At 46.6% G+C, this 23,116-nt stretch carries 21 protein-coding genes, 1 tRNA gene and 1 pseudogene; 14 read left to right on the plus strand and 9 right to left on the minus strand.

Annotation, left to right across the window (positions count from 1 at the left end):
* Positions 1–101 precede the first annotated feature (101 nt).
* On the plus strand, positions 102–935 hold the full coding sequence (locus M1B78_RS01970) for a 4Fe-4S binding protein (protein WP_057253123.1): 834 nt from the start codon (positions 102–104) through the stop codon (positions 933–935).
* A 3-nt stretch (positions 936–938) separates the two neighbouring features.
* Here M1B78_RS01970 and tilS read toward each other — a convergent pair whose 3' ends face one another.
* Positions 939–2,207: a tRNA lysidine(34) synthetase TilS gene (gene tilS, locus M1B78_RS01975; RefSeq protein WP_257939756.1), complete on the minus strand. Its 1,269-nt coding sequence runs from the start codon at positions 2,205–2,207 to the stop codon at positions 939–941.
* 346 nt (positions 2,208–2,553) lie between these two features.
* Here tilS and feoB point away from each other — a divergent pair, with 346 nt between their 5' ends.
* From feoB to M1B78_RS01995, 4 genes are all read left to right on the plus strand, one after another.
* Positions 2,554–5,025: a ferrous iron transport protein B gene (gene feoB / locus M1B78_RS01980; RefSeq protein ID WP_044468424.1), complete on the plus strand. Its 2,472-nt coding sequence runs from the start codon at positions 2,554–2,556 to the stop codon at positions 5,023–5,025.
* The gene (locus tag M1B78_RS01985) at positions 5,025–5,240 is read left to right on the plus strand and encodes a hypothetical protein (protein WP_370293441.1); all 216 of its coding nucleotides are present in this window, start codon (positions 5,025–5,027) and stop codon (positions 5,238–5,240) included. Before feoB ends, M1B78_RS01985 begins: the two co-directional genes overlap by 1 nt.
* 68 nt (positions 5,241–5,308) lie before the next feature.
* A tRNA-Cys gene (locus tag M1B78_RS01990) sits at positions 5,309–5,380 on the plus strand.
* A gap of 129 nt (positions 5,381–5,509) precedes the next feature.
* Positions 5,510–6,046 (plus strand): TlpA family protein disulfide reductase, encoded by a 537-nt coding sequence (locus M1B78_RS01995; RefSeq protein WP_016274283.1) that lies wholly within the window; start codon positions 5,510–5,512, stop codon positions 6,044–6,046.
* Between the two features lie 74 nt (positions 6,047–6,120).
* Here M1B78_RS01995 and M1B78_RS02000 read toward each other — a convergent pair whose 3' ends face one another.
* The 6 genes and pseudogenes from M1B78_RS02000 to M1B78_RS02025 form a co-directional block, all read right to left on the minus strand.
* The gene (locus tag M1B78_RS02000) at positions 6,121–6,858 is read right to left on the minus strand and encodes a class I SAM-dependent methyltransferase (RefSeq protein WP_175332214.1); all 738 of its coding nucleotides are present in this window, start codon (positions 6,856–6,858) and stop codon (positions 6,121–6,123) included.
* Positions 6,855–7,040, minus strand: a complete 186-nt coding sequence (locus tag M1B78_RS02005) for a hypothetical protein (protein ID WP_008664928.1) — start codon at positions 7,038–7,040, stop codon at positions 6,855–6,857. Before M1B78_RS02005 ends, M1B78_RS02000 begins: the two co-directional genes overlap by 4 nt.
* Before the next feature lie 29 nt (positions 7,041–7,069).
* On the minus strand, positions 7,070–7,447 hold the full coding sequence (locus tag M1B78_RS02010; RefSeq protein ID WP_005832456.1) for a VOC family protein: 378 nt from the start codon (positions 7,445–7,447) through the stop codon (positions 7,070–7,072).
* Positions 7,448–7,496: 49 nt separating this feature from the next.
* Positions 7,497–8,630: a DUF4468 domain-containing protein gene (locus tag M1B78_RS02015; RefSeq protein WP_257939757.1), complete on the minus strand. Its 1,134-nt coding sequence runs from the start codon at positions 8,628–8,630 to the stop codon at positions 7,497–7,499.
* 39 nt (positions 8,631–8,669) lie between these two features.
* On the minus strand, positions 8,670–9,404 hold the full coding sequence (locus M1B78_RS02020) for an MBL fold metallo-hydrolase (RefSeq protein WP_257939758.1): 735 nt from the start codon (positions 9,402–9,404) through the stop codon (positions 8,670–8,672).
* A gap of 82 nt (positions 9,405–9,486) precedes the next feature.
* Positions 9,487–9,669, minus strand: a pseudogene (locus M1B78_RS02025) (pirin family protein); the annotation flags it as partial.
* A gap of 152 nt (positions 9,670–9,821) precedes the next feature.
* On the opposite strand from M1B78_RS02025, the gene M1B78_RS02030 reads away from it, so the two are divergent.
* The 7 genes from M1B78_RS02030 to M1B78_RS02060 all read left to right on the plus strand — a co-directional run bounded on the left by M1B78_RS02030 (position 9,822) and on the right by M1B78_RS02060 (position 19,204).
* Entirely contained in the window at positions 9,822–11,147 is a 1,326-nt protein-coding gene (locus tag M1B78_RS02030; protein ID WP_257939759.1) for an OmpP1/FadL family transporter, read from the plus strand.
* Positions 11,148–11,668: 521 nt separating this feature from the next.
* A complete protein-coding gene (locus M1B78_RS02035; protein ID WP_257939760.1) occupies positions 11,669–12,349 on the plus strand; it encodes a queuosine precursor transporter in 681 nt (226 codons plus the stop codon).
* Between the two features lie 114 nt (positions 12,350–12,463).
* The gene (gene queC, locus M1B78_RS02040) at positions 12,464–13,120 is read left to right on the plus strand and encodes a 7-cyano-7-deazaguanine synthase QueC (RefSeq protein WP_005831503.1); all 657 of its coding nucleotides are present in this window, start codon (positions 12,464–12,466) and stop codon (positions 13,118–13,120) included.
* A 31-nt stretch (positions 13,121–13,151) separates the two neighbouring features.
* On the plus strand, positions 13,152–13,607 hold the full coding sequence (gene queF, locus M1B78_RS02045; RefSeq protein WP_008664917.1) for a preQ(1) synthase: 456 nt from the start codon (positions 13,152–13,154) through the stop codon (positions 13,605–13,607).
* A gap of 649 nt (positions 13,608–14,256) precedes the next feature.
* A complete protein-coding gene (locus M1B78_RS02050; RefSeq protein WP_257939788.1) occupies positions 14,257–16,563 on the plus strand; it encodes a TonB-dependent receptor in 2,307 nt (768 codons plus the stop codon).
* Positions 16,564–16,606: 43 nt separating this feature from the next.
* A complete protein-coding gene (locus M1B78_RS02055; protein ID WP_257939761.1) occupies positions 16,607–18,016 on the plus strand; it encodes a DUF4374 domain-containing protein in 1,410 nt (469 codons plus the stop codon).
* Between the two features lie 6 nt (positions 18,017–18,022).
* Positions 18,023–19,204, plus strand: coding sequence for a PepSY-associated TM helix domain-containing protein (locus tag M1B78_RS02060; RefSeq protein WP_257939762.1), 1,182 nt, complete (start codon positions 18,023–18,025; stop codon positions 19,202–19,204).
* Positions 19,205–19,301: 97 nt separating this feature from the next.
* On the opposite strand, the gene M1B78_RS02065 is transcribed toward M1B78_RS02060, so the two are convergent.
* Both M1B78_RS02065 and M1B78_RS02070 read right to left on the minus strand, forming a co-directional pair.
* Complete coding sequence (locus tag M1B78_RS02065) at positions 19,302–20,177, minus strand: PfkB family carbohydrate kinase (RefSeq protein WP_136009483.1); 876 nt, start codon at positions 20,175–20,177, stop codon at positions 19,302–19,304.
* Between the two features lie 212 nt (positions 20,178–20,389).
* The gene (locus M1B78_RS02070) at positions 20,390–21,115 is read right to left on the minus strand and encodes an RDD family protein (protein WP_136009484.1); all 726 of its coding nucleotides are present in this window, start codon (positions 21,113–21,115) and stop codon (positions 20,390–20,392) included.
* A gap of 113 nt (positions 21,116–21,228) precedes the next feature.
* On the opposite strand from M1B78_RS02070, the gene M1B78_RS02075 reads away from it, so the two are divergent.
* A complete protein-coding gene (locus M1B78_RS02075) occupies positions 21,229–22,191 on the plus strand; it encodes a stage II sporulation protein M (protein ID WP_148356414.1) in 963 nt (320 codons plus the stop codon).
* Positions 22,172–23,116 carry a hypothetical protein gene (locus M1B78_RS02080; RefSeq protein WP_257939763.1) on the plus strand — a complete coding sequence of 315 codons (945 nt, stop codon included), beginning with the start codon at positions 22,172–22,174 and terminating at the stop codon, positions 23,114–23,116. Before M1B78_RS02075 ends, M1B78_RS02080 begins: the two co-directional genes overlap by 20 nt.

Below are 23,116 nucleotides of genomic sequence, written 5' to 3' on the forward strand. Positions count from 1 at the left end.
GCAAAGGTAATAAATATTTTTGGTTTCATAAACAAATCATCTTTTTTTTAAATTTAAAACTTTATCTTTGCTGTATTAACAACAACATGAAGGATTGGTTTATGAATATAGATGAAGTACAGTTGATAACTTTTTCACCTACTTGTACCTCTAAACAAGTGGGAGAGGCAATTGTTCACGGAACGGGAATTTCGTCTGTCTCCAAAGTGGACCTCACCTTGGAGGCGGCGGGTAAAAGGGAGGTACCTTCCCATGCTTTGGCGGTCATCACGGTGCCCGTATATGGCGGCCATGTGGCTCCTTTGGCATTGGAGCGGATGAAGGAGCTTCATGCTGACGGTGCACCTGCCGTGGTTGTGGTGGTGTACGGCAACCGGGCCTATGAGAAGGCTTTGGTGGAATTGGATGCTTTTGTCACGAAGTTGGGCTTCAAGGTAATTGCAGGTGCTACGTTTGTAGGAGAGCACTCTTATAGCAGTGAGAAATATCCGGTGGCAGCCGGACGTCCGGATGCGGACGACTTGGAGTATGCAAAGCTTTTTGGTGAAAAAATACGTGCTAAAATTGCGGCGGCCGAAGATATGGAGAAACTGTATGGGGTGGATGTGACCCGTATCCAGCGTCCGCGCCAGCCTTTCTTCCCGTTGCTCCGCTTTTTGCGCAGAGTCGTCAAGTTGCGTAAGAGTGGGGTGCCTATGCCCCGTACTCCGCAAGTGGATGCGGAACGTTGTACGCATTGCGGATATTGCGTGAAGCATTGTCCTGCAGGAGCCATTATAAAAGGAGACGAGTGCAATACGGTTGCAGAGAAATGCATCAAATGTTGTGCTTGTGTGAAAGGCTGTCCGCAGAAGGCGCGCACGTATGACACGCCGTTTGCCGTATTGCTTTCCGATTGCTTCAAGAAACAGAAGGAGGACAGAATTATTCTGTGATGGCTACTGGTCGATGGTTGATACGACCAGCACTTTCCGGGTTTTTTCGTCTATTCTGAAACGGTTGTCCACCCGTTCTCCCACCAGCCAGATGATGTCATCTCCGCAGCAAAGCACCCATTGCCGTTCTTTGCGCAGAAGGGAGAACTTGCGGTCGGTCAGGTAGTCGCTTACCTTCTTCCGGCCTTTCATGCCGAAGGGCACGAAGCTGTCTCCCTGCCTGCAAAGGCGTAGCGAGAGGGGATGCTGGAGTTTGTCGGCATCAAAGCAGGCGGTGGCTTTGTTGCGTGGAATCATGAAATCCGGTGTATAGGGATGTTCTTTTATTTCCAATAAGGGCTTTACGGCTTCTTGTACGGGCTCTATCAACAACGAGCCGCGGTCTTTGATGACACGCCAGCCGGGGGTGGCAAAGACTTTGCCGGGCTGTCCGTCCAATGTCCGGCAGATGTCCCTTACTTGTGCGGCGTTGAACCCGAGCGGATGCAGGATCTCAAATAAGACCGTTTCCGATGCCGTTTCTTGCTTCAGGGCGTTGATACTTATGCCTTCCGATGTCTTGACCCGCAGTTTGGCTTCTTCTATACCTATATTATATATAGAGGCCGCATCGTCCAGATGCTCTGCCGTTTTGAGGATGCTTTCCTTGACGGAGGGGTTTATCTCCTGCATCATGGGAAGCAGGTTCAAGCGTATTTTGTTGCGGGTATATTCGTCCTGCAGATTGGTGCTGTCCGTCACGTAGGATTGCCCGATACTTTCCAGATAACCGACGATTTCCTTTCTGTCCAGGCAGAGCAAGGGGCGGACTATATGTCCGTTTCGGGGGCGTATGCCCCGCAACCCGTTGATGCCGGTGCCGCGAATCAGATTGAGCAGCAATGTCTCCACACTGTCATCCTGATGGTGGGCGACGGCAATGACGGCTGCACTGCATGCTTCCCTTGTTTTTTCGAACCACGCGTAGCGCAATTCCCTTGCAGCCATTTCGATGGAGATATGCCGTTCCTTTGCTTCCTGCTCCGTGTTGAAGTGGACGGTGTGCAGCGTCACCCGGTGCTCCAGGCAGAGCTGGCGTACAAAGTGCTCGTCGCGGTCGGATTCCGCTCCGCGCAGATGGAAGTTGCAATGGGCGGCTTCGCATGTGTATCCCAGGCTGAGGAGCAGGCGCAGCAACGCCACGGAGTCCGCCCCGCCGCTCAGTGCCACAAGTATCTTGTCGTCCAGCGAGAAGAGCTTGTGGTGCTCGATGTATTGTACTACCTTCTGCATATTCAACTATAGAGTGGTGCAAAGATAGTGCAAACGATTTTTATTGCCATATCTGCAAGTATCTATTTTCAGAATCTCTATCGGCTAAGGTCGTATTTGCTAAAAGCTAATCTTACCACAGCTGTGTTTTATGCATACCACACCTTTGTTCTTTTCTTACCACAGCTGTGGTAAGAAAAGAACAAAGGTGTGGTGAAGTTACGATTTAGTATCTCTGGAAGTAGTGTTTTGCCTTCTGGGCATTATTGTTTAGTGTCTCTTATTTAAAAACATTCTAAATTATTTGTGCCTTGCGGACATAAGTATTATCTTTGCCCCCAAAATAGAAAAGAAAGGCAGAAAGACTATGCGTTTGTCCGAATTGAATACCGGTGAAAAAGGTGTAATCGTAAAAGTGCTGGGACACGGTGGTTTCCGCAAACGGATTGTGGAAATGGGATTTATTAAAGGTAAAACAGTGGAGGTCTTGCTGAATGCCCCACTACGCGACCCTATCAAATACAAAGTAATGGGATATGAGATTTCTCTTCGTCGGCAGGAGGCTGAGATGATAGAGATTATCAGTGAGCAGGAAGCTAAGGAGCAGGCTGTGCAGCCCGATTACCACGAGGGGTTGGGCGAAAACATGCATCTGGGCGAAGATGAGCTGAAGCAACTGGCCCTCGGCAAACGCCGCACCATAAATGTGGCTTTGGTGGGAAATCCCAACTGTGGTAAAACTTCTCTTTTCAACATCGCTTCCGGTTCGCACGAGCATGTGGGCAATTACAGTGGCGTTACGGTAGATGCCAAGGAGGGGTATTTTGACTTCCAGGGCTACCATTTCCGTATTGTCGACCTTCCCGGAACCTATTCCCTCTCGGCCTACTCCCCTGAAGAAATCTATGTCCGCCGGCACATCATCAATGAAACGCCGGATATCATTATCAATGTTGTGGACTCTTCCAACCTGGAACGCAATCTCTATCTCACCACCCAGCTGATTGACATGAACGTGCGCATGGTGATTGCACTGAACATGTACGATGAGCTGGAAGCCAGTGGAAACACGCTGGACTATGTAAAGCTCAGCCAGTTGTTCGGAGTTCCGATGTTGCCTACGGTCAGCCGTAGCGGAAAAGGCATTGAACAGCTGTTCCATGTGATTATCAATATTTACGAAGGCGGCGACTTCCTCGACCATAAGGGCAGGATGCGCAGCGAGATATTGAGTGACCTTCGCAGCTGGCATCAGGAGTATGTTCCCGACCATGACTTCGGCAGCCATAAAGAAGAGATAGAACAGCCGCGTGGCTTCTACCGTCATATCCATATCAATCACGGTCCCGAGCTGGAACGTAGCATTGAGGAGGTGAAGCGCGTCATCAGCGTCAATGAGAACATCCGCCACAAATATTCCACGCGTTTCCTTGCCATCAAGTTGCTGGAGAACGACGAAGACTTGAAAAAGATTGTGGAGGAGTTGCCCAATGGAAAGGAGATTCTTGCTGTCCGCGACCGGGAAGAGGCACGGATTGCCGAGGTGGTGAACGAGGAGAGCGAGCAGGCCATCACCGATGCCAAGTATGGTTTTATAGCCGGTGCCCTGCGCGAGACCTATGTGGACAATCATCAGGATACGTCGCGCACTACTCAAATCATAGACTCAATCGTTACTCACCGTGTATGGGGTTATCCCATTTTCTTCCTTTTCCTTTATCTGATGTTCGAAGGCACCTTTGTGCTGGGCGACTATCCTATGCAGGGGATTGAATGGCTGGTAGGCGAATTGGGCGACCTGATACGCAACAAAATGTCCGAAGGACCGCTGAAGGACCTTCTGGTGGATGGTATTATCGGAGGTGTGGGCGGTGTCATTGTTTTCCTGCCGAATATTCTGTTGCTCTATTTCTTTATTTCCTTGATGGAAGACTCGGGCTATATGGCACGTGCCGCTTTCATTATGGATAAGATTATGCATAAAATGGGGCTGCATGGAAAGTCTTTCATTCCGCTGATTATGGGCTTTGGGTGTAATGTGCCCGCCATTATGGCTTCGCGTACCATTGAGAACCGCAAGAGCCGTCTGGTGACGATGCTCATCAATCCGCTGATGTCGTGCAGCGCCCGTCTACCCATCTATTTATTGCTGGTAGGCGCCTTCTTTCCGAACAATGCGAGCTTTGTGCTGTTAGTAATCTATGCCATCGGCATTCTGTTGGCAGTGGTCATGGCACGTCTTTTCTGCCGCTTTCTGGTGAAAGGAGACGATACGCCGTTTGTCATGGAGCTGCCGCCTTATCGTATGCCGACGTCCAAGGCCATCTTCCGCCATACGTGGGAGAAGGGGGCGCAGTATCTCCGCAAGATGGGAGGCATCATTATGGTGGCATCCATCGTTATCTGGGCATTGGGATATTATCCCAACCACGATGAATATGAAAGTGTGACGGAACAGCAGGAGAATTCCTACATCGGCCGGATTGGTAAAGCCATGGAACCGGTCATCGAACCGTTGGGATTCGACTGGAAGCTGGGCATCGGCATCCTTTCCGGCGTGGGCGCCAAGGAGCTGGTGGTAAGCACGCTCGGAGTGCTTTATGCCGACGATGCCGAGGCAGATGCCGTAAGCTTGGGTGAACGCATTCCGATAACGCCCCTGGTGGCTTTCGGTTACATGGTGTTTGTGCTGATTTATTTTCCGTGCATCGCCACGTTGGCAGCCATTAAAGGGGAGTCGGGCAGTTGGAAGTGGGCCGTGTTTGCGGGGCTTTATACTACTGCGCTGGCCTGGCTGATGTCTTTTGCAATTTATCAGATAGGAGGTCTGTTTTTATGATGAATAGTTGGCAGGAGTGGGTAGTAGCCTTATTGTTGTTGCTCTGCGCTGTGCGGATTGGCATGAGTATTTATTCTTTTTTTCATCGGGTCAAAGAAAATGGTAATCCGTGTGATAGCTGTGCAAGTGGCTGTGAACTAAAGAATTTATATGATAAGAAGCGTGCGGAGTGCAGTGGAGTGACGAAAAAAAAGAAGAAAAGTTGTTGCGGATAGTTGGTAGTTTCAAAAAAAGTGCTACCTTTGCATCCGCAAACGAGAAATAAAGAGTTCTTGTAAGAACCGGTACCTTGGATGAGTGGCTTAGTCAGCGGTCTGCAAAACCGTGTACGGCAGTTCGAATCTGCCAGGTACCTCGAAGAATAAAACTCCGAAACTGCTTTTTAAAAGTGTTTCGGAGTTTTTTGTTATAGGGAATTGTTTGCCCATTCTATAAAATATCATTCGCTGAATAGTTACAGCTTACTTATTAAAGATTGAATAAAATGAAAAAAGTTGGATTTCTGATTTTCTGTCTGTTTGCTATGTGCAGCATGGCAGGCAAGGCGCAGGATGTAGTGGCGGACAGTACCGGCTACATCGTTAAGGTAGGGGAGATGGCTCCAGATTTTACAGTGAAGCTGACGGATGGGAAAAGCATTACCCTTTCGGAACTTCGTGGGAAGGTGGTCATGTTGCAGTTTACCGCAAGCTGGTGTGGAGTGTGCCGTAAGGAGATGCCTTTCATTGAGAAGGATATATGGCTGAAGCATAAGTCGAATCCGGATTTTATGCTGATTGGCATCGACCGTGACGAGCCGTTGGAGAAAGTGATTGCTTTTGGTAAGTCAACCGGAGTGACCTATCCTTTGGGTCTGGACCCGGGAGCGGATATATTTGCGAAGTATGCGCTCCGCAAGGCAGGTATCACACGCAATGTCCTGATTGATAAGGAAGGGCGTATTGTGAAGCTGACACGTCTGTATAACCCTGAAGAATTTGCTTCTCTGGTGAAGGAGATTGACGGAATGCTTTCTGAATAGTAGGAATAGGCAAGATATAAAAAAGGAAGTGCCCCCTAAAAGTTTTTGTCTAACTTTTAGGGGGCACTTCACTTTTATGCTTGTCGGGATAGTTTGGCAAGATAGTCATAATGTGTACCCTCTTTCACCAGCTCTGCTTTGAAGCCATTTTCTGCGGCATAGAAGCTCAAGGTTTGGAAGTCGATGTAGAGCCAGTCAAAGGAGTCGCCTTTGACATTCTTGTATTGCATCTGGAAGTCTACCTCTCCGTAGTAATTACCGGCAAGGTCGATAACAATACTGCCATCTTCCTCTTCGAACAGATAGCTCAGGTTGCTGGAATCCATTAAAACACAGCCTCCAGGCCGGAGCAGCAGCTTCATCTTCCGGAAAAAATCAGGCAGATTCTCCAACTTTCCGATAATGCCGGAACCGTTCATCAGCATCAGGATAGTGTCGTATTCATCGGCAAACTGTTCATTGAACAGATTGGTTTGTGACACGCTACGCACACCTCGCTGCTTCATCACTTCCACGGAAAGCGGGGAAATGTCGATGGCATGGACTTCTTTTCCGGCTTCTTGCAGGGCAAGGCTATGGCAACCGCTGCCGGCACCCACATCCAGAATCTTTCCGGTCGCCATTTGCAGAGCAGTACGCTCCAGCAAGGGCATTTGCTTTTCTGTGCGGAATAGCTCTTCGACGGGAATTTCGTCCTCATCGAATTGTGAAGAGAACACGCGTAGGCGGTCGGCTTTATGCCGTTTGAAGTAATCGGCTATGGCTGCGCCCATCGGGTCCTTGTCGGCAGGCAATAAGGCTGTATTTATCATTTCTTATGTCTGTTAGCGCGTTTGCGGCGGATTTCTGCTTTCATTTTGGCTGAGGCGGAACCGTGTTGCCCGGTAATGTAGGTTTTCTTCTTGGCTTTGGTCTTTATCTTGTTTTCTTCTTTAGGTTTGTCCTTTTTGCCTTTGAAGACAATACCACCCATCATCGCTTCTTCTATACTCATATATTTCGTTGTTTTAGTGATGTAAAATATCATTTCTCCGGCAGTACCTCAATCCAATAGTCATCCGGGTCATTGATAAAGTACAGTCCCATTGCTGTGTTTTCGAAACATACCCATCCGTTTTCCTTATGGTATTGGCGTATGGCGTCGTAATTGCCGGATACGCGGAAGCAGAGGTGACTCTCGTTCTCTCCTAATTCGTAGGCTTGTGGGTGCTCCTTCAAGCAGGTCAGTTCCAGCAGAAAGCCGGTACTGCCGTCGGTCAGATAGACCAGGGTGAAAGAGCCGTCGGACGACTCTTTCCTATGATGTTCTTTCAGCCCCAGTGCCTTTTCGTAGAATGCGATGCTACGTTCCAGGTTGGTGACATTGATATTAAAATGGTCGAATTTACTTTTTATTTCCATTTGTTTATTTCTGATTTGATTATTTACAATTTGCAGTCTGCGTGTGCGGTCATTTGACCATTGCTTTCAGAATTTCGCCTACATACGTGCGTGGCATACCTTCCATCGTTGCCGGTGAAGGCAGTTTCTTACATTCCAGAATGACCGTAGGCTCTGTCTGTCCCGTAGGATAGAAACGGATGGTATAGCTTTCTGCTTTTTCCATTTGTTCATACGGCTGGTCGGGCGACAGTATGCTGAATACAACTGGTTTGCCGTTGACTTTGCCCAAAGAACCTCCGGAGTTTGCTGTCATCATGGTCATGTTGAAAGGCTCTTGGCCGATGACGATAACTAATTTGCCTGCTCCGGTCTGGATGGCATCGGCTGACAATTGCTCGGGGGCTATGGTCTTGTATTCTTGCTGCCGGCTCTTTTGGGCAGGAACCAGTGCGGCAGGTTTCTTGACTTGGGGCACTTCGATGACTTGGGCATCTTTCACGACGCCTTCGGATGCCTTTTCAGCAACCTGGGCGGGTTCCACGGTAACTTGTTTCTTCGGGGTGATTACCGTCGGACCAGAATTGACGACAGCCTTCACCTCTTTCTTTTCTTCTACCGGAGCTTTGGCAGTGGTGGCGCTCAATGCTTCTGCTGCTCCCAGGCAAAGGTCATCAACGAAGTCTACAGTTTTTCTGCGCCACTTGGCAAGTCCGCGTACCAGTTTGTTTTTTGTCTTGTTCAAGGCATATTTGTCTACAATCCACTCCTCGGCGGTATATTTTTCTTTTCCTTCGCGGTAGTTAAACCGTATCTTCTCTACTTCGAGCACGCTCTTTTCGGGTTGGCAGGTCACAGTCAGCTGGTAAAGGATTTTGGTACGGTCTAATGACAGAGCCGTAGAACTGAATACAATCCATTCATCCCCGATACCTACAATTTGTCCTTTCTCTTTGTCTGAGAATACTACACGGCTGGTATTTTCATTCTCTTTCAGACGGGCATCCATCCAGCCGAGCAGACGTTCGTAGATTTCATCCTGAGACATGCCGGGGATGCTGAACTCTTTGGTGAATACCACTTTGCCGTCCACCTCGGGAACAGCACCGGCCAGATATTTACTGTCGTCCTTATCCTGCGCCTGCAGCATGGCCGGCAAACAAAGGCAAAACAGTGTAAAAAGAAGTTGTGTCAAATTTTTCATAATAGTATGTGTTTTAATTATTAATTTACGAATTATGGGCTACAAGTTGGGGAGTTCGAAACTTTCACCACGGTGTGCAATGCTCAGAAAGCGGCATCCCTTGCTCTCGGCAAACTGCCGGAAGGCGTTGCCTCCCTGATAATCTTCGCTGAAGTGCATCGGTACAAATATAGTGATTTTTATTCGTTCCACGAATTGTTCTGCTCCACGCATATAATCTTTTCCGATACGGCTGTCCACCGGAAACATGGCTACATCTATGGCAGGTACAGTTTGCAGCAGATTTTTCACTTCGGCCAGAAAGTCACCTTCGGCTTTGCGTATTTCCTGCGGAGTAGATTCCTCGCTCCAGTGCCAGTTGTTCAGGTCACCGGCATGAAACAGCCGCCTTCCCTGCAAATTTATCAGGAAGGAAATACCCACATCGGTAGAACCGAAGGCTTGGATACGGATATGTTCGTCTTCGTAGGTGTCGCCCTTATTGATGTAGGTGGCATCTTCTGCTGAGGCGCGGCGGTGCTTTAGGATGTCTTTGGAGAATATGTAGCGGATGTCGGGTCGTAGCTTTTTCCATGAAAGAACTTCGCGATTGAAGTGGTCGGGATGGAAATGTGAGCATAGTACGTAGAGTACGCCCGGCTTTTCCAAAAGGTAGTCGTGCACGATACCTTTATTGAAAACCTCTTCCGAGGAATCTTTATAGTAATCGATAATGACCGTCACTCCGTCCGCTTCAATCGCGAAGCCGCTATGGTAGATGTAATCAAGTTTCATTTACGGATTGAATTATAGCGCAATATTACAAAAAACGCTACACAAACTTCCGGTTTAAGCTGTTATTTTATGCAAAAGCACGCTACATCAGTACTTCTATGAAGAGAATGTGAGTGTCTTTCAATCTTTCCAGTTCAAAACTGCTGGTCTCGTATACTCCCATTCCGTCACGACATGAGAGTATTGCGCCGTCCGCTTTGCCTTTATCTTCCATTACGAAAATGTATACACCGGGATGCAATCAGTGCATGTGGTAGTCAATCTTCTATATAAAGACAATTGTTTTCATTTGTTTCATTAGAAACTATTTGATGTTTCAATGAAAGTATTATATTAGGATAATTTTATGCACAAAATGCTTTTTTATGTGCAATATTGTTGTACCTTTGCGCCCGAAAACAATTAAAAAAGATTTAGATGAGAAAATTTTCGTTGATTAGCATTGCGATGTTAATCGTTTCAATTCCAACTTTTGCAGGTGGTATCCTGACAAATACAAATCAGCATGTATCTTTTCTTAGAATGTTAGCTCGTGGTGCTTCCATTGATATTGACGGTGTATATTCTAATCCGGCTGGTTTGGCTTTTTTGCCGAAAGATGGTCTTTATTTGTCTTTGAATGGGCAAAGTGCTTATCAGACCCGTAACATAAAGGCAACATTTCCTTTGTTTATTGAAGATGGGAATACACGTTATTATAAAGGAAAAGCTTCTGCTCCTTTCATTCCTAGTTTTCAAGGTGCATATAAGAAAGGAGACTGGACTATTTCCGGTAGCTTTGCTGTTGTAGGTGGTGGCGGTAAGGCGTCGTTTGATGACGGTTTGGGTATGTTCGATTCAATGGTGATGGGACAAGTCCATACTATTTCAGGTGGTCAAATCACTCCCAATATGTATTCTATCAATAGTGCAATGGACGGAAGTCAGTTTATTTATGGTGTGCAATTGGGCTTGTCGTATCAAGTTAATGATTGGTTAGGTGTGTTTGCCGGTGGACGTATGAATTATTTTACCGGCGGGTATGAAGGATTTCTGACTGCAACAGCACACAGCAATATTCCTACTTATGGTGGCATGGAGTTGGTTGGTATCGATTTAGACTGCGACCAGACTGGCTGGGGATTGACCCCTATCTTGGGAGCTGATGTGAAGTTGGGCAAATGGAATATTGGGTTGAAGTACGAGTTTATGACAAGTCTTAATCTCGAAAATAAAACTAAAAAAGCTGAGGTGCGTGCAATGGGAACTGCTATGGGAGATGAAGGGAATCCTTTGGTTGACTATAAGGATGGTGTGAATACTCCGAGTGATATCCCTGCCTTATTGACTGCAGCCGTTGGTTATGAATTCCTTCCCACGCTTCGTGCAACGCTGGAATATCACCATTTTTTTGATAAAGCGGCAGGCATGGCCAATGATAAGCAGAAAGCCTTGAAGCATGGCACACATGAAATTTTGGTTGGTGCAGAATGGGATATAGCTAAACAGTTGACCATTAGTGGCGGTTATCAACGTACAGATTATGGTTTGGCTGATGGTTTTCAGAGTGATATAAGTTTTTCGTGTGACTCTTATTCACTGGGGTTTGGTGCTGCCATCAAAATGACAAAGCATTTGACTATGAATATAGCCTATTTCTGGACAAACTATGATGATTATACAAAGAGAATAAGTGAAACCACCAAGAATGTTTATAGCCGTACTAACAAAGTGTTTGGTCTGGGTGTTGACTATAAGTTCTGATTTCGCAATCTTATCTTTATATATTAAGAAGGAGGGTGTCAAAACCCTCTTTTTAACAAAATCACCCTTGCTACAGATATCTGTGACAGGGGTGATTTTCATATTTTTGGTGTTTTGACACATCCCCTTTCTGTTTGTTGAACGATTGAAGTTGGCGCGCCAGCCACGCAGATATTCAGCGCCTATCTGCATGTTCGGGGGCTTATTTCAGAATACATTGGCTACGAAATACTGTCTGTAATGATAGGTACTTGGCAGGTTGTTGGGATAACCGTCTCACACCTTACAACACCATTCTTGCCCTTTTCTAAGAGGGACAATTTCGGCGTGTCCGCTGAATAGTTACGCTGTTTGCCATTACTTGGAATAGAAAAAGGACTTTCGTTTTACTTGAATTTTGGTTAAAATATATGTTGTTTGTTCGTTTGCAAAACTTGTTGTACCTTTGCAGCCGGATTAAATAAGTATGATGCCGTGAATAGCGGTCGTGTATTCTAGAACACCACGTAAAAAACAGGAGTATGAAACAAAAAGTATCTGTACCTTTTATGTTGCTGGGCATTCTGTTCAATGTATGCCTGATTGCAGCCAATCTTCTTGAGACTAAAGTTATCCAGGTTTTTGGTATTACCGTAACAGCCGGATTGCTGGTCTTCCCGATTTCTTATATTATCAACGATTGCATAGCCGAGGTTTGGGGCTTTCGTAAAGCCCGCCTGATTATCTGGAGCGGTTTTGCCATGAACTTTTTTGTGGTAATGCTGGGACTGATAGCCGTGGCGTTGCCTGCCGCCCCTTTCTGGGATGGTGCCGCGCATTTCAATTTCGTCTTTGGAATGGCGCCCCGTATTGTCATAGCCAGTCTGATGGCATTCTTGGTAGGTTCTTTTCTGAATGCCTACGTAATGAGCCGCATGAAACTGGCAAGCAACGGGCGTAATTTCTCGGCACGTGCCATTTGGTCGACGGTGGTTGGTGAGACGGCAGATTCGTTGATTTTCTTTCCGGTGGCATTCGGAGGAATCATTGCATGGCGGGAGTTGCTGGTGATGATGTGTATCCAGATTCTGCTGAAGTCCATGTACGAGGTATTGATACTGCCTGTGACTATCCGTGTGGTAAAAGCTATTAAGCGGATAGACGGTAGTGATGTCTATGATGAAGGCATCTCCTATAAAGTATGGAAAATAGGCGATATTTAAAGCCTCTTACCCGTAGCGAGGGGAAAATCAGTTATTATGTCAAACAAATAATTAGCAATGCCCTCTCTGTTTCCCTCCCTACGGGGGAGGGCAAGGGGAGAGGCTTTTAACAAGATGAATAGGGACACAGCTTTGGTGGTATTCAGTGGCGGGCAAGACTCGACCACTTGCCTCTTTTGGGCAAAACGTGAATTTAAGAAAGTGTATGCGCTGAGTTTTCTGTATGGACAGAAACATCAGAAGGAAGTGGACTTGGCGAGGGCCATTGCCCGTAAGGCAGGTGTGGAGTTCGAAGTAATGGATGTTTCCTTTATCGGCCGGCTGGGACATAACTCATTGACAGATGCCGGCATGGAGATGGACCAGGAGAAGCCGGCAGACAGCTTTCCGAATACTTTTGTGCCGGGACGCAATCTGTTTTTCCTGAGTATAGCCGCCGTCTACGCCCGCGAGCGGGGGATTAATCATATTGTGACGGGGGTGTCGCAGACCGATTTCAGCGGTTATCCCGATTGCCGGGATGCTTTCATCAAGTCGCTTAACGTGACGCTGAACCTGGCTATGGACGAGCAATTCGTACTGCACACACCACTGATGTGGATTGACAAAGCGGAGACCTGGGCGCTGGCAGACGAGCTTGGAGTGCTTGAACTTATACGTCACGAAACGCTGACTTGCTATAATGGTATCCCGGGAGATGGTTGTGGACACTGCCCGGCATGCACGTTGCGCAGAGAAGGATTGGAAAAGTTTTTGGCTTCTACTAAATGAGGCACACTTGTATCACTAAAAATATATGGCTATGACAGAATTGAAAGACCAACTCTCCCTTTTAGGGAGAAAGACAGAATACCGTCAGGACTATGCCCCTGAAGTATTGGAGGCATTTGATAACAAGCATCCCGGCAATGATTACTGGGTACGTTTCAATTGCCCTGAATTTACCAGCCTCTGTCCCATTACGGGGCAACCGGACTTTGCGGAAATCCGTATTTGCTATATCCCTGATGTCAAGATGGTAGAGAGCAAGAGTTTGAAACTCTACTTGTTCAGCTTCCGCAATCATGGTGCCTTCCACGAGGATTGCGTGAATATCATAATGAAAGACCTCATTCATCTGATGAATCCTAAGTATATCGAGGTGACAGGTATCTTTACCCCGCGTGGCGGCATCTCTATCTACCCGTATGCCAATTACGGACGTCCCGGCACAAAGTTCGAGCAGATGGCGGAGCATCGTTTGATGAACCGTGAATAGGATGCTGTATCTGATGGCTCCTATAAATAGAAGGGGGCTGTTAGGATAGGTAATTTTTGCATCACTATATTCTATATCCTTGTCTACTGACCTTTAGTTTCTTGTTTGCTAATTTTTATTCGTCCGACAGTTGTTGCATTATCGTCCAACAGTTGTCGGACGATAATTAAACAGCCGTCGGACGATAATGTAACGGTTGTCGGACGAATAGTTTTTAGTAAATGAAAAGTTAGTCTGTCTTTATTCATCGGCTAATATAAGGCTTCTCTATCATCAGTTTTGCTACATCTTTATTTTCTCTTTTACGATTATCCGCATAAATGCCGCTGACGAATAAGAAACTGTTTTGATTTTATTATTTAAGAGATTTCCTCAGCACCTTCCGAGCTTGTTTTCGGTTTTTTTTATCTGTTTTATTATTAATAATACCTATCAATAGTGATTGCGCGGTATGATATATACGATGAAAACTCTCCATACAATTACCTACAATAAGCGATTGCACAGTTGGCTGTTAATAATGACCTTTGCAGCGATTTATTAACAACATATAATCATTGTAAAATTGAAAGCATATACACTTAAATTCTCTCTGTTGTTTCTTCTTCTGTCGGTTTCTCTGTCTGCACGTTCGCAGAGGGGAGGAGGGATGATTTCGGGTAGAATCATTTCTACGGAAAAAGAAACGGTGGATTTTGCGACTGTTTATCTGAAAGGGACAAGTTATGGAGGAATCACGAATCAGGAAGGCCTCTATCATATCAAGGCGCCTGCCGGCGACTATACGCTGGTGGTGTCTGCCGTAGGTTATACAAAGGTGGAAAAGAAGGTGAAGCTGGTCAATGATGAGCGGATGAAGCTGAATATAACCATCGCTCCCGAAACACAACAGCTGGATGAGGTGACTATCGTTTCTACCGGAGTGAGCCGTATGAAGAGGTCGGCATTCAATGCTGTGGCAGTCGATACGAAGGAACTCCAGAATACCACGAAGAATCTGAGCGATGCCTTGATCAAGGCTCCGGGTATGAAACTCCGTGAGTCGGGTGGGGTAGGTTCGGACATGCAGCTTATGCTGGACGGTTTTAGCGGAAAGCACGTCAAGGTATTCATTGACGGTGTGCCGCAGGAAGGCGTGGGAAGCTCCTTCAGTCTGAACAATATTCCGGTGAGCTTTGCCGACCGTATAGAGGTATACAAGGGTGTGGTTCCCGTAGGCTTCGGAACGGATGCCATTGGCGGTGTCATCAACATCGTTACCAACAAGAAACGTCGGAACTGGTTTCTGGATGCTTCTTATTCTTACGGATCGTTCAATACCCACCGCTCATACATAGACTTCGGACAGACTTTCAAGAACGGTTTCAGCTATGAAATCAATGCCTTTCAGAACTACTCGGACAACGATTATCATGTAGATGCACCGGTAAAGAACTTTGAAACGGGCAGTTTCAACGAGAGTGAAAAGGTGCGTGTGAGGCGTTTCAATGATACTTACCATAACGAAGCCATTGTGGCTAAAGCGGGTATTGTAGACAAAAGTTGGGCAGACCGGCTGATGTTTGGTTTCACCTATTCGCACATGTACAAGGACATACAGACCGGCGTACGCCAGAAGACAGTCTTCGGAGAAAAGCACCGCTTCGGCCATTCACTGATGCCTTCGATGGAATACAGCAAACGCAACTTGATAACCAAGGGGCTGGATATGGTGCTGACAGCCAACTACAATCGCAATGCCACTACGAATGTGGATACTGCCCGCTATGAATACAACTGGCTTGGTGAGAAACATCCGCTGAACAGTCCCGGCGAACAGTCCCGCCAGTATTCCCGTGCCGATAATGACAATTGGAACGGTACATTGACCTTGAATTACCGCATTGCCAGAGTCCACATGCTGACTTTCAATCATGTGCTGAACGCTTTCCGGCGTGATAATACTTCACTGTTGGCGGTGGAAGAACAGACGGATGCCATTGCCAAGCAGACCCGCAAGAATATCTCTGGTTTGTCATACCGCCTGATGCCTTCCGAAAAGTGGAACTTCTCGGCATTCGGCAAATACTACCGCCAGTATGTGGCAGGACCTATGGCCGAGGATGATACCGGTAGTAATTATGTACGCACCAGCCGTACGGTAGACTCTTGGGGATATGGTGCTGCCGGGACCTACTTCATTCTGTCCGGCTTGCAGGCAAAGTTCTCTTACGAAAAAGCTTACCGCCTGCCCACTATCGAAGAGATGTTTGGTGACGAAGATCTGGAGAGTGGAGACATCGGCATCCGTCCCGAGAAAAGTGACAACATCAACTTGAACCTGAGTTATTCCCGGAGTTCTGGAAAACATTCCGTCTACGTGGAAGGCGGTGTGGTATACCGCAATACGAAGGATTATATCCAGCGTAATATTCAGGACTTGAGCGGAGGAAAAGAAGGGGCCACTTATACCAACTACGGCAAGGTGCTGACGAAGGGATACAATGTATCGGCGCGTTATGGCTTCGGACGCTGGTTGAGTGTGGGCGGCAACTTCACGCGAATGAATGTGCGTGACAATGAGAAGTGGCAGATTGGAAGTACGGGAAACTCCGTACAGAATCTTGGCTATGAAGCACGTATTCCCAATGTACCCTATCAGTTTGCCGATTTTGACGTGAACTTCTACTGGCGCGACTTTGGAAAAAAAGAGAATGTGCTCTCCATGACCTACGACAACCAGTACATGCATAGCTTTTCCTACTATTCGCAGGCCGTCGGTAGCAAGAACAATGATTTTATGGTGCCCGACCAGTTCTCCCACAATCTGACATTGAGCTATAGTCTGAAGAACGGCCGTTACAATATCTCGTTTGAATGCCGCAACTTCACGAACGAGGATTTGTACGACAACTTCAGCCTTCAGAAAGCCGGGCGTGCGTTCTATGGCAAGATACGTGTACATTTTGGTGATTAATAAATATAATGGTTTTAATAGGTGTAATTAATAAGAAGAACAAATGAAGAAGAATTATCTTTTGTCCGGCCTCTTTGCAATGGCAATGACCGGAATGGCTTTAATTTCTTGTACAGACACAGACGAACCGGGTTCCGGCTCCGGTTCCGGTTCCGGTTCAAAGGGCAACTATGTGATAGCTGCCACGGCTACAGTTTCAGGTAGCTCCGTTCCTGTCCTGCTGACAGCCGAGTCGCTGGAAAGCGGTGAGATTACTGCTGCTGGTAATGGCCTTGTGAATGAGGGTGCTACTTACTGGGTGTTCTACGGAAACAAATATCTGTATGCCTTGAACTACAATCAGGGAAATGCAGGCACTACCCAGTCGTTCATTATGAATGCAAACGGTGAACTGGAAAAACGTAGCCAGGAGTATAACGTCAATCGTTTCACTACCTACGGCTATTGTGACCAATTTATAATGACAGCTTCTACCGGTGACGGCCCAACGGAGCTGAATGATGCAAATGGGTATACTCCCCAATCTTTTTTGATTTCCTATCTGGATGTCGAGAAACAGACTTATACAAAGAATTCGGTAACAAAAGATACTCCGTTTCTTGCCGAAAATTTCCTTGAAAATGGTGAATACGTGACACTGGCCGGTATAGAACAAGTGGGCAGCAAGGTTTATGCGGCAGCCATTCCCATGGGGCTTAGCCAGTATGGTTGCATGCAGAAGAACGAAGACGGTAGCTACAAGTGGGTGCTTCCCGGTAATGAGGATTTAATAAAGGCAGAATCTGGCGGACAGGGTAGCGGTGCCTATGAAAAGGACGAGTTGCAATGGACTCAGTATCCTAATGAATGCCATATTGCTATCTTTGCTGATTGGACACTGAAGTCTCATAAAGTCATCACTACCGACAAGATAAGCTATGCTGCCGGACGCAACCGTTCACAGTACTACCAGATGAGCTGGCTTGCTGACGACGGCTATGTATATGTATTTTCTCCGAGCTATGCCAAGACCATGGCCGATGCCCGCCAGCAGACTACGTTGCCTGCCGGAGTGGTGCGTATCAATACAAAAACAGAAGAATTTGATGCCGGCTACTACTACAACCTTGAAGAAAAGGCGAATGGACACTCCTTCATGCGCAGTTGGTACATCTCCGGCAGTTATTTCTTGCTGCTGATGTATGATAGAGACATTACGGAGGCGGGTAAGGTCGCCAATCAACTTGCCATTTTCAACGCCTCCACCGGAGCTTTGACTTATGTGAACGGCCTTCCAAGTGATGTTTCCGGATTTGGTAGTACCCCATACATGGAAAATGGCAAAGCATATATGGCAGTCACTACCTCTTCCGGCTATCCTGCCATCTATAAGGTAGACCCAGCCAATGCAACAGCTGCCAGAGGTCTGGTTGTTAATGTAACTCAATTGAACGGTGTAGGTAAACTGGAATAAGCTCCTATGAAGAAAGTTTTTCGTAAGATACATTTATGGCTTTCAGTCCCCTTCGGGCTACTGATTACCCTTATCTGTTTTTCCGGAGCGATGTTGGTATTCGAGACGGAGGTGATGGAGCTTTGTCATCGCGACCTCTACTATGTGGAGAAAGTCGGGACGGCACCGCTTCCCATGGACAAGGTGGCCGAAAAAGTAGCTGCTACTCTGCCGGATAGTGTTTCTGTGACGGGTGTCACTGCTTCATCTGCTCCGGAGCGTGCCTGGCAAGTGAATCTTTCCAAACCCCGTCGTGCCTCTGTCTATGTAGACCAATATACGGGTAAGATAAAGGGAAAGTATGAGCGTGCACCGTTTTTCATGACCATGTTCCGCCTGCATCGCTGGTTGTTGGACAGCATGAAGCCCAATGGAGGCATCTTCTGGGGGAAAATGATTGTGGGCACTGCCACGCTGATGTTTGTCTTTGTCCTGATATCGGGCATTGTCATCTGGTGGCCTCGTACAAAAAAGGCTTTGAAGAACAGTTTGAAGATTGTTGCCGGTAAGGGGTGGCGTCGGTTCTGGTACGACTTGCATGTGGCAGGTGGTATGTACACGCTGGCTTTTCTGTTGGTAATGGCGCTTACGGGACTAACATGGTCTTTCTCCTGGTATCGCATCGGTTTCTACAAAGTTTTCGGAGTGGAAACCACACAAGGAGATGGAGGACATGGTGCTCTGGCACAAACTGCAGCCCAGGGAGGAGAACGGGCTCAAGGTCGGTCTGGTGGCAGACGGGGAGGTGAGAATCGTGAAAGAAATTCTTTTTCTCCTTTTGCAAGCTGGCAGAAGGTTTACAAAGAACTGAAGGAGCTCAATCCTGATTATAAACAGATAACCGTATCCAAAGGCTCTGCTATGGTTTCTTTCAATCGGTTGGGCAACCAGCGTGCTGTCGACCGTTATACGTTCAATCCCCGTAGCGGTGAAATCACCGGGACTACCTTGTACAAAGATACCGACACTTCAGGAAAAATCCGGGGCTGGATATTCTCTATTCATGTAGGTAGTTGGGGAGGGCTGGGCACTCGCATATTGAGCTTCCTTGCTGCTTTGGTGGGTGCAAGTTTGCCGCTGACGGGCTATTATCTTTGGATTCGCAGATTGATTCGGAAGGGCGGTAGGAAAGCGAATATGCGCCCATAACCAGATACTGCACAGGCAGATAAGCCGGTAGATGCCGTGAAGAGATTCGGATTATAAATGAGATGGTAGGGTGATAGCAAGATATCACCCTATCATTTTATCCTCTTATCACGTTATTTATAGCTTCTTCCGTTCCGCAGAATGGTCCGTGTGATTGTAGTTTTATGGTACACATGGCAGCAGCAAAGCATCCGGCTTCCCAATGTGATGCACCTTTGTTGCGCATATACAGATATCCTACCATATAGGTGTCTCCGCATCCTGTTGCATCTGTAATCTGAAGGGCCGGATAGGCAGGTATTTCGTGGAATTCTCCTTGGGCATATATCAGCGAACCTTTATCTCCCAGGGTCAGCAGCACTTCCTTGACACCCCAGTCTGCAATCAGTAATGCAGCTTCGTGTGGTTCACGGCATCCGGTCAGCACTTCCATTTCAGCTTCGTTGGCTTTCAGAATATGGATATACTTCAATGCTTCTTTCTTTTCCGGCCAGTCTACGGCCAGCACTTTTTCATTGTCCACTTTACGGAGAAATCCTTGTACATCTACCGAGAGTAATCCCTTTCCGGACAGAAACTTGATAACCTCCAAAGAAAAGTCATCGGCAAGCAGACTACCCAAGTGGATAATCCGTGCATTGATATCTTTCAAACCTTCCACAGTGAAAGGGTCTGCTTTTGCCGTGACGCGTTGTGTACGTTCGTTCTGGTTTTCTCCATAAATATTCTCGAAACATACGGAATGTGTGCTGTGCAAGGCTTTGACGGAAATTCCTTCTTTCCGAATATCTTCCACAACGCCCATATCGGTATCAGCCAAAGCTGTTATCAATAGAAAATCGCTGGCATTCAAATGCTTGATGGCGTGTGCGAAGTAGAAAGAGGTGCCTCCCGGCATGTATATGGTATTTTTAGGGGTTACGACTTTATCTTGGGTAATATAACCGATGCAACATAGACTGTGTGTATTCATTTCTTTGTTGGCTTTTTATTTCTTTATTGTATTGATTACGTAAATTGGGCGCGAAGATAGTGATTTAATAACAATTCGACTATATTTGCAGCTGTAAATGTAGCCTTATTGAATACGAATTCATTAAGAACGAAAAGAGTGTGTATGATACATTGCAGGCCTTTAATGTATGTTCACCATCCATTATAACGAAGTTTGGCTGGAAGTCTGTATTAAATTTCTTCCAAGGCATAATATTGATAGTCCCGGAGAACGGTTTGAAGAAAGTTTTCCGGACTACTGTCATGAGGGGTGATGGAGAGAAGTTCCTGCACTTTTCTAGCAAGGGAAGCAATGCGGCGTGTACGGTCCTTTTTACCCGATTGCAGGGTCCGGGTAATGACGTTGATTTGCTCCAATGATAAGTCGGAAACTTGTGGATAGGTAGGCCGGTAGTCTTTGGTCAGGTAGTCGAACTCATCGAGACTGACGTGTATCTTGCGGTAATTCTTTTCTTTGATTACCATGGTGCCAGCGGCAAGGTCTCCCATTCGCTGGCTGTTTTTTGTCAAAAGGACGACCAGAAGTCCCAAGCCACCGGTCATCGGTCCGTCGATAGGGAAGAGAAACCATCGGAGCAGGTATGAGCCTATGCTGGGCGTGGAGCCGTCCGCTTTTACGACACGGATGTTCATTATCCGCTTACCGAAACTTTGTCCCTGATTGAACATTTCGCAAAGAAATGCGTAAAACAAGACCGGCAGGTAGACGATAGCGAGGAAGAAAAGCATCGCGAAATCAGAAGGCAGGTGAATTCGTGAGAACAAGTCAAAAGTAGAAAATACATAGATTCCAAGCAGAATATAGTCTATAACCAGTGCAATGAGTCGCTCACCGATACTGGCAGGCGTTTGACTGATGCGGACAAACTGTCCGGTGATAATTGTAGATTCTGCCATTCCTAATAAAACATTTTCAGTATTTCATTGCAAATATATCATTATTCTCTTATTTTTGTTACCAATTTCAGACAAAACTTCTCTGAGATAGTCATGGAGTATGAAAATGGAGTATGAAAGAAGTGACGTTTATCCGGTGGAACATCGAAAAATGGAAACAAGCAGAAAAAATAGTGGAGCAGGCAGACAGTCTGTCTCCCGATGAGCTTGCCGACGCATATATGGAGCTTACGGCAGACTTGGCTTTTGCCCAAACGCATTTCCCCGCTTCCCGCATTACTATCTATCTGAACAATCTCGCTTCAGCGTTGCACAACCGCATTTATAGAAATAAGCGCGAGAAATGGTCAAGAATTGTCACCTACTGGACTCGTGAAGTACCTTTGGCTATGCGCGATGCACGCCGTGAGCTGTTGGTTTCCTTCATTATATTTGCGGTTAGCGCATTGATAGGAGTGGTATCCGCTACCGGAGACCCCGATTTTGTGCGTTTGGTTTTAGGAAATTCTTATGTGGATATGACTTTGAACAACATCGCCAATGGCGAACCCATGGCTGTATATAACGGCTCCTCCGAGCTTCCTATGTTTCTGGGTATCACGCTGAACAATATCATGGTCTCCTTCAACTGCTTTGCCATGGGGCTGCTGACCAGTTTTGGTACTGGATACATGCTCCTTAACAATGGCATCATGTTAGGGGCTTTCCAAACCTTTTTTTATCAGCATGGCTTGCTTTGGGAGTCCTCTCTTGCCATTTGGCTGCACGGGACACTTGAAATCTGGGCAATTATTGTAGCCGGTGCCGCCGGTCTTGCCCTGGGCAACGGATGGCTCTTTCCCGGAACCTATTCAAGGCTGGAATCTTTCAAGCGAGGAGCCAAGAAAGGATTGAAAATAGTGGTGGGTACGATTCCCGTATTCGTCATGGCAGGATTTATAGAAGGCTTTATCACCCGCCATACCGGACTTCCGGATATCCTGAGGCTCGGTTTTATCCTGCTCTCTTTGTCGTTTATTCTTTTTTACTATATTTATTTACCAGACAGAAAGAAACATGGAAGCGCAGAAACCTAAAATCGCACTGTATGCACAACGCTCTTTTGGAGAGAAATTGACCGCTGCCTTTGATTTTATCAAAGAGAACAGTAAGCTGTTAATGAAGTTTACCACCTATCTGATTTTGCCGCTTTGTCTGCTTCAAGGGCTGAGCCTGAACGGACTGATGAGCGGTGCAATGGCTTGGGGTGATATGACCGGAGGCTCGTTCGACTCTTCTGTTGCCGGGTCGTCCGTCATGATGTTGGTGACTTATTATAGTCTGTATGCCGTTCTCTATCTGTTGGGGACTGTAATGCTGACCTCTCTGGTCTACGCTTTGGTCCGTACTTACAATGAACGGGAAGAACGCTTGGAGGGAGTGACGTTAGGGATGCTGAAGCCCTTGTTGTTCCGTAACGTCAGAAGGTTGTTCCTGATAGCGATTGTGGGTGTGCTTTTAGTGTTGTTTGTGGGGGGTGTTGCCGGTTTTCTGGTTACCATCATCCCGGTTATGATACTTGTGTCCCTGTTTGTTTTGCTTGTTATTGTGGTGTCTGTGCCGCTTGCTATTTGGGCTCCTGTTTATCTGTTTGAAGATATTCATATCATGGATGCTTTGAAGAAAGCCTATCGTCTGGGATTTGCTACTTGGGGAGGTATTGTGTTGATTTCTATTGTTATGGGATTCATTGCCCTCATCTTGCAGGGAGTGACTATGATTCCGTGGTATATCGGGACTATTGTGAAATATATTTTTGTGATGACCGATACGGGTGGTGGCGCCACTGTCTCGGTAGGTTATAACTTTATGCTTTATCTGTTGGCGGTAGTCCAGGCATTCGGAGTCTATCTGTCCATGATTTTCTCATTGCTGGGGCTGGCCTATCAATACGGTCATGCTTCGGAAAAGATAGATTATGTGATGGTGGAGAATGATATTGACAATTTTGACAAACTCTGA

Origin of the sequence: Bacteroides muris (ex Fokt et al. 2023) (assembly GCF_024704895.1) — a bacterium.
Taxonomy (GTDB): Bacteria; Bacteroidota; Bacteroidia; order Bacteroidales; family Bacteroidaceae; genus Bacteroides; species Bacteroides muris.